At 57.4% G+C, this 14,629-nt stretch carries 13 protein-coding genes and 1 pseudogene; 7 read left to right on the forward strand and 7 right to left on the reverse strand.

What is annotated here, in order from left to right:
- Nucleotides 1-7 precede the first annotated feature (7 nt).
- The 4 genes from E5221_RS00065 to E5221_RS00080 all read right to left on the reverse strand — a co-directional run bounded on the left by E5221_RS00065 (nt 8) and on the right by E5221_RS00080 (nt 3,798).
- Complete coding sequence (locus E5221_RS00065) at nt 8-1,123, reverse strand: copper resistance protein B (protein ID WP_011953082.1); 1,116 nt, start codon at nt 1,121-1,123, stop codon at nt 8-10.
- Nucleotides 1,113-1,436 (reverse strand): hypothetical protein, encoded by a 324-nt coding sequence (locus E5221_RS00070; RefSeq protein ID WP_012269845.1) that lies wholly within the window; start codon nt 1,434-1,436, stop codon nt 1,113-1,115. Before E5221_RS00070 ends, E5221_RS00065 begins: the two co-directional genes overlap by 11 nt.
- 14 nt (nt 1,437-1,450) lie before the next feature.
- A complete protein-coding gene (locus E5221_RS00075) occupies nt 1,451-3,409 on the reverse strand; it encodes a copper resistance system multicopper oxidase (RefSeq protein ID WP_012269846.1) in 1,959 nt (652 codons plus the stop codon).
- Nucleotides 3,410-3,591: 182 nt separating this feature from the next.
- A complete protein-coding gene (locus E5221_RS00080) occupies nt 3,592-3,798 on the reverse strand; it encodes a co-regulatory protein PtrA N-terminal domain-containing protein (RefSeq protein ID WP_011953085.1) in 207 nt (68 codons plus the stop codon).
- Nucleotides 3,799-3,964: 166 nt separating this feature from the next.
- Between E5221_RS00080 and E5221_RS00085 the strand changes: the two genes are divergently transcribed.
- The 7 genes and pseudogenes from E5221_RS00085 to E5221_RS00120 all read left to right on the forward strand — a co-directional run.
- Entirely contained in the window at nt 3,965-4,642 is a 678-nt protein-coding gene (locus tag E5221_RS00085; RefSeq protein ID WP_011953086.1) for a heavy metal response regulator transcription factor, read from the forward strand.
- A complete protein-coding gene (locus E5221_RS00090; RefSeq protein WP_247846745.1) occupies nt 4,642-6,048 on the forward strand; it encodes a heavy metal sensor histidine kinase in 1,407 nt (468 codons plus the stop codon). Before E5221_RS00085 ends, E5221_RS00090 begins: the two co-directional genes overlap by 1 nt.
- A gap of 470 nt (nt 6,049-6,518) precedes the next feature.
- Complete coding sequence (locus E5221_RS00100) at nt 6,519-7,772, forward strand: TolC family protein (RefSeq protein ID WP_011953089.1); 1,254 nt, start codon at nt 6,519-6,521, stop codon at nt 7,770-7,772.
- Nucleotides 7,769-9,235 carry an efflux RND transporter periplasmic adaptor subunit gene (locus E5221_RS00105; RefSeq protein ID WP_011953090.1) on the forward strand — a complete coding sequence of 489 codons (1,467 nt, stop codon included), beginning with the start codon at nt 7,769-7,771 and terminating at the stop codon, nt 9,233-9,235. The genes E5221_RS00100 and E5221_RS00105 overlap by 4 nt, the downstream gene beginning before the upstream one ends.
- Nucleotides 9,232-12,390 carry an efflux RND transporter permease subunit gene (locus E5221_RS00110; protein ID WP_011953091.1) on the forward strand — a complete coding sequence of 1,053 codons (3,159 nt, stop codon included), beginning with the start codon at nt 9,232-9,234 and terminating at the stop codon, nt 12,388-12,390. The genes E5221_RS00105 and E5221_RS00110 overlap by 4 nt, the downstream gene beginning before the upstream one ends.
- Nucleotides 12,387-12,734, forward strand: coding sequence for a copper-binding protein (locus tag E5221_RS00115; RefSeq protein ID WP_011953092.1), 348 nt, complete (start codon nt 12,387-12,389; stop codon nt 12,732-12,734). The genes E5221_RS00110 and E5221_RS00115 overlap by 4 nt, the downstream gene beginning before the upstream one ends.
- A gap of 231 nt (nt 12,735-12,965) precedes the next feature.
- A pseudogene (locus E5221_RS00120) lies at nt 12,966-13,115 on the forward strand (polyamine ABC transporter substrate-binding protein); the annotation flags it as partial.
- Between the two features lie 33 nt (nt 13,116-13,148).
- On the opposite strand, the gene E5221_RS00125 reads toward E5221_RS00120, so the two are convergent.
- Genes E5221_RS00125 through E5221_RS00135 form a run of 3 tightly spaced genes read right to left on the reverse strand, consistent with a single transcriptional unit; the run spans nt 13,149 to nt 14,561 of the window.
- Nucleotides 13,149-13,808, reverse strand: a complete 660-nt coding sequence (locus tag E5221_RS00125) for an isoprenylcysteine carboxylmethyltransferase family protein (RefSeq protein ID WP_011953093.1) — start codon at nt 13,806-13,808, stop codon at nt 13,149-13,151.
- Nucleotides 13,805-14,080, reverse strand: coding sequence for a DUF2933 domain-containing protein (locus tag E5221_RS00130; protein ID WP_011953094.1), 276 nt, complete (start codon nt 14,078-14,080; stop codon nt 13,805-13,807). The genes E5221_RS00125 and E5221_RS00130 overlap by 4 nt, the downstream gene beginning before the upstream one ends.
- Before the next feature lie 25 nt (nt 14,081-14,105).
- A complete protein-coding gene (locus tag E5221_RS00135; protein ID WP_011953095.1) occupies nt 14,106-14,561 on the reverse strand; it encodes a hypothetical protein in 456 nt (151 codons plus the stop codon).
- Nucleotides 14,562-14,629: the final 68 nt, after the last annotated feature.

A 14,629-nucleotide genomic window follows, 5' to 3' on the forward strand; every position in this document is an offset into this window, starting at 1 on the left:
TGAGTTCTCAAAACCACATCCGAATACCGGCCACAAAACGAGCTTCGTCCACGTCCCCGCCTTCATCCCGAATGAAATCGGCGGTTTTGCCGTAGGAACGGCTCCAGGTGACACCTATGTATGGCGCGAACTGGCGAACAATCTCGTACCGTAACCGCAGCCCGACTTCGGTGTTTGCCAGGCCAGAGCCGACGCCGCGTTCCGGGTCGTTCTTGCCATAAAAGTTGGCCTCAGCGGTTGGCTGAAGAATTAAACGATTGGTTAGCAAGATGTCGTACTCGCCCTCCAGACGGGCAGCGGTTTGACCGTTCTCGCCGATAAAGGCGGTGGCTTCAGCTTCGAAGTCATACAGGGCCAGGCCCTGAATACCGAACGCAGCCCAGGTCTGCGGATCCTCCGGTTTGAAATCCTGCCGGACGCCGGCGACAACATCCCACCACGGGCTTACCGAGCGGCCATAGAGGAGCTGCAGCTCAGCATCTTCAGTCACACCATTGGTTCGTTCACCTTCCGAGCGAATCCAGAGCCTATTGATATCGCCGCCCACCCAGCCGGATGCATCCCAAGCAAGCGTGCTACCTTCATCGGCATCTTGGTATTCCAGTTGGTCTAGCAAGAAAAAGCTGTTGAACCCGCTGTCATCCATTTTGTGCCCGTCAAGCGGGGGGAAGGCAGCCTGCCGGTCGGCATCAGTCAGCACCGGGATTGGCGTACGGCTGGTCGGGGTCGGCGAATCAGCGTTCCCGTTTCCCATCGTGGAATGACCCATCGCGCCATGATCCATGCCTTCCATGGACCCGTGATCCATGCCTTTCATGCTTCCATGGTCCATCTTGCTGTGGTCCATCGAGGCGGGTTTCGCTTTGGGCTGGCCATGGCCCATTTTGCTGTGATCAACGGGTGCAGGTTGCGTGGGTTGCTTGCTCGCGCCCATCTGGCTGTGGTCCATGCCCGGCATCGCAGCCTGTGATGAGGCGTGGTCCATCTGCATGGCACCGTGGCCCATTGCCGAGTGGTCCATTCCGGAATGATCCATTTCAGCGGCGAAGCTGGGCGAAACGCCCAGCACACCTAAAGAAACGGCGAATGCCAGCAGCGATGGTCGTGCAACGCTATTGGCCATTTTTCCCTGCCTTAGCTTTGTCGCTGCCATGCGATTCCATCATTTTGCTGTGATCCATTCCTTCCATGGAACCATGATCCATGCCCTCCATAGAGCCATGATCCATGCCTTTCATGGAGCCGTGATCCATGCCTTCATGGTTCATGCCCTGGGCTTGCTTGCTCTTCGAGCCGTTCGATTGCGCCGCGTTGGACGACTTTTGAGAGTGCTGATCATGGTTGTCACTGGACCAGGAAGACGGGGCGTACACCGCGAGCAGGCCAACCATCGCGGCAGAGAGGAAAAAGGCGCTTCGTTTCATTGGTTTGCTCATCTCGTATCTCCAGTTCATTCGTCCACGCGGACTTCTCGGAACATGCCCATCTCCATGTGGTACATGAGGTGACAGTGATAGGCCCAGCGCCCGAGTGCATCTGCGGTTACGCGATAGCTTCGTTTCGAGCCAGGCGGCATATCGATCGTGTGTTTTCGCACCATGAAATTGCCGTCCTCATCCTCCAGGTCACTCCACATGCCGTGCAGATGGATGGGGTGAGTCATCATGGTGTCGTTGACCAAGGTAATACGCAGGCGCTCGCCGTACTTGAGCCGCAGCGGCTCTGCGTCAGAAAACTTGATCCCATCGAAGGACCAAGCGAACTTTTCCATATGCCCGGTAAGGTGCAGTTCGATTGTCCGGCCAGGTTCCCGGCCGTCAGGGTCGATGAAGGTGCTACGCAAATCCGAATACGTGAGAACCCGACGCCCGTTATCGCGAAGCCCGATCCCCGGATCGCTCAGCTTTGGCGTAGGGGTCATGGTCTGCATATCGACCAGAGGGTTGTTTGTTTCGGAGGCGGGATGGTTCTGCATGGCACCGCTGGCGGCCATATTGCTTTGGTCCATACCGGTCATGTTGCCGTGGTCCATGCCAGCCATCTTGCTATGGTCCATACCGGCCATGCTGCCGTGGTCCATGCCAGCCATCTTGCTATGGTCCATACCGGCCATGCTGCCGTGGTCCATGCCAGCCATCTTGCTATGGTCCATACCGGCCATGCTGCCGTGGTCCATGCCAGCCATCTTGCTATGGTCCATACCGGCCATGCTGCCGTGGTCCATGCCAGCCATCTTGCTGTGGTCCATACCGGCCATGCTGCCGTGATCCATGCCACCCATGCTGCCGTGGTCCATCCCCATATCACTCATGGAGATGAGAGGCCTTGGATCTACAGCCGGCACCGGTGCCTGCAGGCCCTCACGGACAGCCAAGGTACCCCTTGAATAGCCGGTGCGATCCATGGATTGAGCAAAGATGGTGTAAGCCTGCTCGTTTTCAGGCTCGACAATGACATCGTAGGTTTCAGCAACGGCAATCCGGAATTCATCGATCGACACTGGCTTAACGTACTGACCGTCGGCTGCGACAACCGTCATTTTCAAGCCGGGGATCCGCACGTCGAAATAGGTCATCGCCGAGCCATTGATAAAGCGAAGCCGGATTTTCTCCCCTGGCTTGAAGATTCCCGTCCAGTTCCCATTTGGCGCCTGGCCGTTCATGAGGTAGGTGTAGGTGTGCCCGCTCACGTCAGCGAGATCGGTTGGGCTCATCTTCATCTCGGCCCACATCTTTCGATCGGCCACAGCAGCAGACCAACCTTTCTCGCTCACGTCGTCGACGAAGTCGCCAACGGTGCGCTTGTGGAAGTTGTAATAGTCCGACTGTTTTTTGAGCTTGGACATAACCCGCGCCGGGTCTTCGTCGGTCCAATCACTCAGCATGACGACATAGTCACGATCGTAGGTGAAAGGCTCTGGATCCTTGGCATCAATCACCAGCGCACCGTAAACACCGACCTGCTCCTGGAAGCCCGAATGGCTGTGGTACCAGTAGGTGCCGTTCTGGTGGACCTTGAACTTGTACTCGTACATGCCGTCGGGAGCGATGCCATGGAAGCTTAGACCCGGCACGCCGTCCATATTCGCCGGCAGGATGATGCCGTGCCAGTGGATGGACGTGTCCTGCTTCAAGCGGTTGCGAACCCGTAGCGTGACCGTGTCGCCTTCGCGCCAACGGAGTATTGGTCCTGGCAGCGAACCGTTGATGGCCATCGCCGTTCGAGCTGCCCCGGTAATGTTCACCGGGAGCTCCCCGATGTACAGGTCAAAATCGGTGCCGGTCAGTACGTTAGGCTGGCCAGGGCTGGTTACGGCCCAGACCGGCGCGCGCCACATGCCCAGCCCACCCAGTAGTCCGGTAGCAGCCAGGCCTTTGACGAATGAACGTCTCGTGGTTTTGCTTTGCATGCCGTTGCGTCCAATCAGGTAGATCGCTGATATCCAGACTGCGGGATCCGCAGCCATCTGGTTTCAATTGAGCTCCCCCAAGCCTCGTAGACTTTCGCCAAAGCACAAGGATTGCGGGAGGCAATACCCCGAAAGCTGACATAGTTCAGATTCCGGGGTGATTACATTTCTGTAAGCTAAGCTCAGCAGCTCTCGTGGCCGGGGTGCTTTTGGCTTTGGGCGGTAACAGGAGCCTCTGCTTTTTTCTCCTGAGCAACCTGGTAAGCCTGCATGGAAGATGCACGTGCAGCTTCCATCCTGGCGAAGGTGCGATCCGCGCCGCCTTCAGCCAGGGCGAGGCTCGCCATGCCGAAGGTGACTACCATCACAATCGCTTTGATCATGTTCATTTGCGTTTCCTCTAAGGGTCAGTTTCGCCTGATTGGCGCCGTTCACAGTGCTCAAGCTAGCTACCCGGCACTGTCAGCAAGCTGAGCCCGACATTACTTTTCCGTCAGCTTCTGGTTGGGTGCCTTTTTTGCTGCACACTGAAGGGCATCCAAGGGGGCGCAGCAGATGAAATTACTCGTAGCCGAAGATGAGCCAAAAATCGGGGCCTACCTGCAGCAAGGGCTGACGGAGGCAGGCTTTACCGTCGATCGTGTGGTCACAGGGACCGACGCGCTGCAATACGCTTTGAGCGAGGCGTATGACCTGCTGATTCTTGATGTAATGATGCCGGGGCTAGACGGCTGGGAGGTGCTGCGGATGGTACGTGCGGCAGGGAAAGAGGTCCCAGTCTTGTTTTTGACGGCCCGTGATGGCGTGGACGATCGCGTGAAAGGGTTAGAACTCGGGGCTGACGATTACCTGGTCAAACCCTTTGCATTCTCGGAACTGCTAGCGCGTGTGCGCACTTTGCTGCGAAGAGGCAGCAGTGGCTATGCTCAGACCACTATGAAGATGGCTGACCTGGAGGTAGACCTGCTTAAGCGCCGGGCCACCCGAAATGGCAAGCGGATCGACCTCACAGCCAAGGAGTTCTCCTTACTGGAACTACTCATGCGCCGACGCGGCGAGGTACTGCCGAAGTCCCTGATCGCATCGCAGGTGTGGGATATGAACTTCGACAGCGACACTAACGTGATCGAGGTTGCTGTTCGTAGGTTGCGGGCCAAGATTGATGACGATTTCGCCCCCAAGCTCATACATACAGTTCGTGGCATGGGCTATCTGATGGATGTTCCCGAGTAATGCGCGCCCAATCGTCGCTCGTTAAACGCCTTACCCTCATGTTCATGTTCGCGGTCATCGCCGTATTGGTCGTTGCCGGCGTGAGCTTCTACATGCTCAGTCAGCACCATTTCCAGATGCTGGATGAGCAAGCCCTGGCCGAGAAACTCGAATCCACCCGGCACATCCTTTCACTTTCAGCAGCACGTGATGAACTTGAGGATCAGGAGCCTCAACTGCGTGCTTTGTTGGGGGCTCATCAGGACCTTTCTGCGGAGATTCTTGATGCTGACGGTACTGTCCTGTTCTCGGACTCCAAGGCATCCCGCATCCCTGAGCGCTTTAAGCAGGCCTCTTCTGGCGCCGTTTGGGACTGGCAAATCGACTCGCGGAACTTCCGGGGGATTACCTCTCAACTGGCTATAGCGCAGGCGCAGGCGCCGGTAACAGTCATGTTGATGCTGGATGTCACCAGCCATGCCCACTTTTTCAAGACGCTGCAATGGTGGTTCGGCATTGGCTTGGTCATCAGCGCTCTGGTTAGTGCAGGATTGGGGTGGATCGTGGCCAAGAGCGGTCTTCGGCCGGTTGGGCAGATCACCAAGGTGGCGACATCCATGTCTGCCCGGTCCCTTCGCGAGCGAATTCCATTGGAGCCCGTGCCGCTTGAATTGCAGGAGCTGATCCTCTCCTTCAACGGAATGCTTGCACGCCTGGAAGACGCGTTCGTCCGGCTATCAAACTTCTCAGCCGACATCGCACATGAGCTGCGGACTCCGGTAAGTAATCTTCTGACGCATACCGAAGTCGTTCTGACCAAAAAACGCGACCTCGATGCCTACGAAGACAACCTCTACTCCAATCTTGAAGACCTCAAGCGCATGTCGCGCATGATCGATGACATGCTGTTCCTGGCAAAAGCTGATAACGGCTTGATCATCCCCGAGCAGGTTGATATCGATCTGGTCGGGCTAGTGTCCAGACTGATTGAGTACTACCAGCTTGCAGCCGAAGACCGAAGCATTCGGCTTGCCCTTCAAGGCGAAGGTACGATCCGTGGTGACCGGCTAATGATTGACCGGGCGGTTTCCAACATTCTATCCAACGCTTTGCGCTATACCCCCGAAGGCCACGATATCGCCGTCCGGATTGTCGAGGCGGCTGATCAAGTGAACCTGTCCGTCCAGAACAATGGGGCCACGATTGATCCGGAACATATCAACAAAATCTTCGACCGGTTCTATCGCGCTGACCCTGCAAGGCGGGAAGGAAGCCCAAGCAACGCCGGCTTGGGTCTGGCCATAACGCGTTCGATCATCGAGGCTCATGGTGGGCGAATTTGGTGTACCTCCGCTGACGGCGTGACGAGTTTTCACATCGCTCTGCCGCACGCCAAACTATCCACTTCCAAGCCTCAAACGGCTTAATGCTCATTTCATGCGTGTAACCTATACTCGGCCATCATGAACCGGCTCCTACGACTGTTCACCATCCTGCTTCTAATCGCATCGCTTCCTCTCAACGGCATGGCGGGAGTCGACTCAGCCATTGAACCATGCCCCATGCAAACCATGGGGATGGAGATGATGGCGGGGATGGATCACGATTGTTGCCAGGATACTGATCCAGGATCAGCTGCCGACCACTCCAAAGCCTGCAAAGTGGGCCAGGAGTGTAGAACCGCGAGCACAGTTCAGGTCGAAATAATTAACCCCACGCTCACCTATTCTGCGCCTAGGCCAGTAGATACCTATGCGGTGAGCCTCGTAAACAGGGCGCCTCCTGACCCTTGGCGGCCACCCCGCGCCTGATTACCTCTTAAATTCACCCCATCGTCCTGTTTTGCAGCCGGATGATGGCATGCGCTTGCGCGCTGATTTTTTGAGGAATCATTTCCATGACTCCCCCACGTTACCGATTAGGGATGGCATGTCTGGCCGCTCTGATCAGCCTGTTGTCGACGTTACCGGCTCAGGCTACACCGTTGTCTCTGGAGGAAGCGCTTCAACTTGCCGAACGCAATGCCCCCATCCTCCAGGCCAGGCAAGAGCAAATGACGGCCGCTCGACACGCTGTGATCCCAGCAGGCGAGCTGCCTGATCCACGTCTCAACCTAGGAGTGCAGAACCTTCCTGTTGACGGCAGTGATCGTTGGAGCATGAACCGCGATTTCATGACGATGCAGGTTGTCGGCCTCTCCCAGGAAGTACCAAACCGGGACAAGCGGGAGGCACGAGTTGAGACGGCACGAGCGAGCGTTGAGCGAGCCGATGCAGAGGCGGTGTTCGAGCGCTTAAAAGTGCGTGCTGCCACAGCCCAAGCTTGGGTCGCGGCGTACACCGTTCAACGGAAACTGCAGCAGTTTGAGGACTTCTACAAAGAAAACCGTCTGTTGGCCGCAGCAATCCGCGCACGCCTGGCCGGCGGTACCGGCGCGACGGCCGACGCACTTGCTCCTGACCAGGAAGCTGCGCAACTCGATGAGCAAAAAGATGTTCTGCTCACACAGGCCGCTCAGGCACGGGCTGCACTCAAGCGATGGATTGGAGAGGATGCTGATCCGCAAGCTCAAGCATTTCCGCGCTGGCCAGTGAGCGCGCCGGACTATCTACACGCTATACATGCACATCCAGAATTGGCGACCTACAACGCCCTTACGCGGGAAGCACAAGCTCAAGTGCACCAAGCCTTGGCAGAAAAGAAGTCGGACTGGGGGTGGCAGGTGGATTACCAGCGGCGCGGGCCTGAATTCAGCAATATGGTGAGCCTGCAGGTAAGTTTCCAACTGCCCTTGTTCGCTGGCTCACGGCAGGACCCGATGATCGCGGCACGTCGCGCACAAGTCCGGCAACTGGAGGACGAACAGGAAGCGGCATTGCGTGAGCATAAAGCGCAGCTGGAGACAGATCTTGCGGATTACCAGCGATTGCAGCGAGCAGTGCAGCGCAGCCGTGAAACATTGTTACCGCTAGCGGAGGATCGAGTCCGCCTCGCCCTTGCTGACTATCGAGCCGGTAAATCACCCTTAAGTGAGGTTCTCACCGCTCGACGTCAGCGGGTTGAAACACGACTGCAAGACATCGATCTGCAAGGACAGTTGGCCGCGACAGCTGCACGGCTGCACTTCGCGTATGGAGAGGTGCGCGCATGAGAAATTCAACTATCAGCCTTGTGGTATTGGCCGCGTTGGCTATCGGCGGTGGCGTTGGCTATCAGCTAGCAAAGCGTGGGCAGGTGTCCACTGCCTCCCCTGAAACGCTACAGAAGGTGCTGTATTGGTATGACCCGATGTACCCCCAGCAGCACTTTCCAGCACCGGGCAAGTCGCCCTTCATGGACATGCCACTGGTGCCGAAGTACCAGGAAAGCACCGCTGCTGAGGTGAGCCCCGCAGTTCAAGTTTCACAGGGGCTCCAACAAAACCTGGGGGTCCGTCTGGCTACCGTAGCGAAAGGGCAGCTTGCTCGAACCCTCCAGGTGAGCGGCGTGCTTACCTTCGATGAGCGGGATTTTAGCGTTCTGCAGGCTCGTACCGGTGGCTACGTCGAACGCACCTATGGCCGCGCTACAGGCGACGTGGTTGCCAAGGGCGCCCCATTGGCAGATGTGTTGACGCCTGAATGGGCGGGCTTGCAGGAAGAGTACCTGGCGCTTCAGCGATCTGGGGACAATGAATTGCGCGCTGCAGCTCGGCAACGACTACTGCTGGCGGGTATGCCTGCCGATCTTATCAACCGGATTGACCGTACGGGAAGGGTCCAGAATTCGGTAACGCTCTTGGCCCCAACAGCAGGCGTCCTTCAGGCTCTGGAATTGCGGCCAGGCATGACAATGACACCGGGTGCAACGTTGGCGAAGATCAATGGTATCGCGAACGTCTGGCTTGAGGCCGCAGTACCTGAAGCGCAAGCCCAAGGCCTACAGGAAGGACAGGCAGTGCAGGCGAATCTGGCAGCGTTCCCAGGCGAACCTGTTCCCGGCAAGCTGACCGCATTGCTGGCTGATGCGGATCTGCAAAGCCGCACCTTGCGGCTTCGTATAGAACTGCCCAACCCCGGCGGCCGGTTGCGCCCAGGCATGACCGCGCAGGTTTCCCTCCATCCGTCCGGGCAACAGGATGACAGCCTACTGGTGCCAGCCGAGGCGATCATTCGGACGGGGAAACGCGATCTCGTAATGGTGTCAGAAGACGGAGGTCGATTCCGGCCGGTGGAAGTAGTGCTCGGCCAGGAAAGTGCTGGCCAGGTGGTCGTGCTGCGAGGCCTTCAGGCGGGCCAGCGCGTTGTGGCGTCCGGGCAGTTTCTGCTGGACTCCGAAGCGAGCTTGAAAGGTATCGAGGCCGTTACTGCTGGCGATGCTCCACTTGCGCAACCTGTACAGCCGGCTCTACATCAGGCCAATGGGCGCATCGTTCAAATAGAAGGTAATCAGCTGACCATCGCTCATGGACCGTTCGTGACGCTGGGCATGCCTGGTATGACGATGACTTTCCCTGTGGCAGATCCCCGCTTGATTGCCGGACTCAAGGTTGGCGAACGCATCCGGTTTGGAGTGCGCGAGCGCGATGAAGGCATGGTCATCGAGCAAATAACCCAGCAGGAGAACCAGCCATGATCGCGAACCTGATTCGTTGGTCGGTTGGCAACCGCGTCCTGGTCCTGCTGGCAACACTGTTTGCCGTAGCTTGGGGCGTTTTCTCTCTGCGCAGTTTGCCGATCGACGCGTTGCCTGACCTGTCAGATGTGCAGGTGATTATCCGCACCTCCTACCCAGGGCAGGCACCGCAGATCGTGGAAAATCAGGTGACATATCCCCTGACCACCACAATGCTTTCCGTACCCGGAGCCAAGACAGTGCGGGGCTTTTCAGCATTTGGAGACAGCTTCGTATATGTGTTGTTTGAGGACGGCACAGATCTCTATTGGGCGCGGTCCAGGGTGCTCGAATACCTAAGCCAGGTTCAGTCTCGATTACCGGCGTCCGCTAAGCCAGTGCTCGGACCCGATGCCACTGGTGTAGGCTGGATCTACCAGTATGCGCTGGTGGACCGCAGTGGTACCCATGACCTGGCACAGCTGCGCAGCCTTCAGGACTGGTTCCTGCGCTTCGAGTTGAAAACTCTTCCGGACGTTGCCGAAGTGGCGACGATAGGCGGGATGGTCAAGCAGTACCAGGTAGTGCTCGATCCGCTGCGCATGGCCAGCTTGGGAATCACTCAAGTTGAGGTTTCGGACGCCATCGCCAAGGCCAATCAGGAAACCGGTGGCGGCGTGCTCGAACAAGGCGAAGCTGAGTTCATGGTAAGGGCTTCCGGCTATCTGAAGTCACTCGATGATTTCCGAGCCATTCCCCTGCGCCTGGCTGCGAAGGGTATACCCGTAACACTGGGCGATGTAGCCACTGTACAGCTGGGCCCTGAGGCACGTCGCGGCATCGGCGAGCTTGATGGACAGGGCGAAGCGGTGGGCGGCGTAGTAATTCTGCGCAGTGGCAAGAATGCGAAAGATGCCATCGCTCACGTCAAATCCAAGCTTGAATCGCTGGAAAAAAGCCTGCCTGCCGGGGTCGAGCTGGTCACTACCTACGACCGTAGCCAGTTGATCGATCGTGCTGTGGAAAATCTGAGCCAGAAGCTGATTGAAGAGTTCATCGTGGTCGCACTGGTGTGCGCTGCATTTCTTTGGCATCTGCGCTCATCGTTGGTCGCCATCGTCTCGCTTCCGGTTGGTGTCCTCATTGCCCTGATCGTCATGCGCCACCAGGGCATCAACGCCAACATCATGTCGCTTGGGGGCATAGCCATTGCAATCGGTGCGATGGTGGACGCCGCTGTGGTGATGATTGAGAACGCGCACAAACGGGTTGAGGCTTGGCATACGTGGCACCCTGGAAAGTCGTTGCGTGGCGAAGATCATTGGAAAGTGATGACTGAGGCAGCAGTCGAGGTCGGGCCTGCGCTGTTCTTCAGCCTCATGATCATTACGCTGTCCTTCATACCGGTATTCACCTTGCAGGCTCAGGAGGGAAGGCTGTTTGCGCCCCTCGCATTCACCAAGACTTATGCAATGGCAGCAGCAGCGGGCCTTTCGGTTACCCTGGTACCCGTGCTGATGGGGTACTGGATTCGGGGTCGTTTACCGGCAGAAGAGCGCAACCCACTCAATCGAACCCTGATACGGCTCTATCGCCCAGCATTGGAGATCGTTCTACGCCGGCCAAAGCTCACGTTGGCGGGTGCACTGTTGATTTTGCTCAGCAGTGTCTGGCCCCTGAGCCAGCTCGGCGGCGAATTCTTGCCGCCACTGGATGAAGGCGATTTGCTGTACATGCCGACTGCCCTGCCAGGTCTTTCGGCGCAGAAAGCCTCTGAGCTTTTGCAACGTACGGACCGGCTGATCCGAACGGTACCGGAGGTCGCCAGTGTCTTCGGTAAAGCGGGCCGGGCTGAATCAGCGACCGACCCGGCCCCGCTGGAGATGTTCGAGACGACTGTCCGACTTAAACCGAAGGATCAGTGGCGAGCAGGGATGACCACTGAGAAGCTGATCGAAGAGCTGGACCGTACCGTGCAGGTACCTGGGCTAACCAATATCTGGATCCCACCGATTCGAAACCGTATCGACATGCTCGCAACCGGTATCAAAAGCCCGATCGGCGTAAAGGTTGCCGGCAGCAATTTGAATGAGATCGACCGGGTGACTCTGGCTATCGAGAAGGTGGCCAAAACGGTTCCAGGGGTGACTTCCGCCCTCGCCGAGCGATTAACCGGTGGACGCTACATCGATCTGGATATCGACCGCCAATTCGCAGCGCGTTACGGCCTGAACATTGCTGATGTCCAAGCGATTGTTGCCGGCGCCGTTGGGGGCGAAAACATCGGCGAAACCGTAGAAGGCCTGGCGCGATATCCCATCAGTGTTCGGTACCCACGGGAGTGGCGTGACTCTGTTGATGCCCTGCGGCAGCTACCGATTTACACCAGCCAAGGGGGGCGAATCACACTGGGAACCGTGGCACGGGTGCGTATTGCGGACGGTCCACCCATGCTCAAGAGTGAAAACGCGCGCCCCTCGGGCTGGGTGTATATCGACGTGCGGAGACGGGACCTGTCCTCCGTCGTTGCCGACCTGCGCCGGCTAGTCGATCAGCAGGTGAAGCTCGATCCTGGCATAAGCTTGAGCTATTCCGGGCAGTTCGAATACCTGGAGCGCGCCAATGCGCGCTTAGCATGGGTAGTACCGGCGACGCTGGCCATTATTTTCGTCCTTCTCTACCTCACGTTTGGCCGCCTCGGTGAAGCGCTGCTGATCATGGCTACCTTGCCATTTGCGCTAACCGGCGGCGTATGGCTGCTGTACATGATGGGCTACAACCTGTCGGTGGCCACGGGTGTCGGTTTTATCGCCTTGGCTGGGGTCGCAGCAGAGTTTGGAGTCATCATGCTGATCTACCTCAACAATGCCTGGACTGAACGAAACGGCAACGGTACGCAGGGGCAACCTGCGCTTCTGGATGCTATCCGCGAAGGGGCCGTGCAGCGCATCCGCCCCAAAGCCATGACCGTAGCAGTGATCGTCGCAGGCTTGATGCCAATCCTCTGGAGTAGCGGTACCGGCAGCGAAGTCATGAGCCGGATCGCTGTACCCATGGTCGGCGGCATGCTCACCGCGCCTTTGCTCTCACTATTTGTAATCCCTGCGGCTTACTGGCTCGTCAGGCGCCGCGGACTCGCTGTACACGATAACCCCCAAACAGGAGTAACCCGATGAAGAAGCTACTGATCAGCGCTGGCCTGGTGTTCGCCGTTGCGGCGGCGGTGCAGGCCCAAGACATGTATGGCACGGATATGAAGAATATGCCCATGGAAGGCAACGAGACCCAAGGCAGCCAGGCGGCTCCGACTGCATCGGCTGAGGGAACCATCAAAGCTTTGGAACCAGGTAAAGTTACCTTGGCGCATGGACCAGTATCAGCCCTGAAATGGCCGGCAATGACCATGGGCTTCAGCGCTACCGAGCAGCAACTCAAGGGACTCAAGGTAGGCGACAAGGTCAGCTTCGATTTCCGAATGAATGGGGGCACAGCGACGATCGTAGGCATTCGCAAGCAGTGACGGATTGACTTCTAACCCTGCCTATTAGAGCTGATAGGCAGGGTCATTTAGCCAAACTTTGGAAAAAGTGCTGCCGCAATTCCTGACCGCGCCGCCTTCAGCTCTGTGCCTCGGGACGCTAGTTGGTCTTTGCGCTCTGTAGCCGGGATGCATTCAGATCAGAGTAGTAGCTGACGTTTGAGCAGAGATCTTCGTGCATCACGATCTATATGGGTCGAAAGCGGACAGGGCATCGCAAAGTCATCCAACTGCCTGAGTTATCCGAACGCCAACAAGGATTCCACCGAGCTTGTCGACAAGAAAACCCGCGACAACTCAGAGTGTTATCCGAGCAAACAGACTTTGGATACCCTATTCCCGCTAGAAACACTGCCGCTGAAACCCTCCTGGCATGTAGCTCCTTCGTCCTACGCTTCAGCCTCTATGACCCCCACCCAACCTTTCGCGCAGGTGCGGAACGAACCTAGGCGTAACGCGGGTATAAGCTTCGTAGGCAGCGCCAAACTGCTTGTGCATTTCCCGCTCTTCGGAAACCGCCAAACGCCCGTACATCACCAGCAACACCGGGAACATTGCCAGCGTCAGCAGCGTCGGCCACTGAAGGAGAAAGCCCAGAAGAATCAGCACAAATGCCACGTACTGCGGATGTCTGATCCAGCCATAGGGCCCGACCGTTGCAAGTGAACGGCGGCGTTGCGCGTGATATAGCACGTTCCAGGCGGCAGAAAGCAAATAGAAGCCGAAACCCAGGAATAGGTAACTGGCAATGTGCAAAACACTGAAGTGTGGGTTGCCCTGGTCACCGAGCAACGTCGACCACAGATGGCCGGATTCGTGGGAAAGCAGATCGAGGTTGGGGAACCTGGCCTGCAACCAGCCTGACAACAGATAGATCGTCAGGGGGAAGCCATACATTTCCACAAACAGGGCAACGATGAAGGCCGAGAATGCACCGAAGCTCCTCCAGTCTCTCGCCGTTGCCGGCTTGAAGAAACTGAAGGCAAACATGATGAAGATCGCGGAGTTGATGAAAACCAGCGACCAGAGGCCATACGCGCTTTCACCATGATTCATGATGGATCTCCCGGCTTATGGATATCAGCCTTATCGGAGGGGGCCGGTTTGCTCTGGCCCTGGTGATGGTGTCCCCCATGTCCTCGATGCATGAAGACATGCATCAGCGGACAGGCGAGCAACAACAGATAAGGCAGGGCTCCAACGACATGGGCAAGGTGCTCGGTGAGCAGGAAGTAGACGGCGATCCCACCGATTACCACCAGGCCGATTGCATAGCGTGAACGCCAGAAACTGTGTGGTGAGCCGTTTTCATCGAAGTGAGGGTTCATAGCGACTCCTGGGAAAGGAGATGGGTTACTTCGATGCAGCAGATGGCATGCGGTCCATCATCATCTGCATCATCGACTCCATCATGTCCATGCGCTTTTCCATCATCTGGTGGCGGGCGGCCATATCCCCGCCCATGCCGCCATGCATGCCCCCCATTTCAGGCATGCCACCCTCCATGGACTTCATCATGGCCATGCCATTTTTCATCAGCGCCATATGCTCGGCCATCAACGCCTGACGGGCTTCCGGCGTTTTGGCTGCAGCCATCTTTTCGTGCATGGCTTGCATGGCCTTCATTTGCTGGTCCATCGCCGCCATTTGCCCTTTGTCCATTGGCTGAGAAGGCGTCTTCTCGGTAGCCGCCGCGCTTGGCGCATCGGCCGGGTGATGTGTCGAGTGTTCATCGGTGTTTTGCGCCATGGCGCCCACGGACGCTGCGGCCAAACAAAGTCCGATCAGTAAATTTCGAACGTTGTTCATCATCATCTCCTTAGCACTGTTTTAAAGCCGGATGCCTTGGTCTGGGCGCTAGGCCTCACCTGGCACGA

Source organism: Pseudomonas sp. A2 (assembly GCF_023100865.1).
GTDB classification, from domain to species: domain Bacteria; phylum Pseudomonadota; class Gammaproteobacteria; order Pseudomonadales; family Pseudomonadaceae; genus Aquipseudomonas; species Aquipseudomonas asiatica.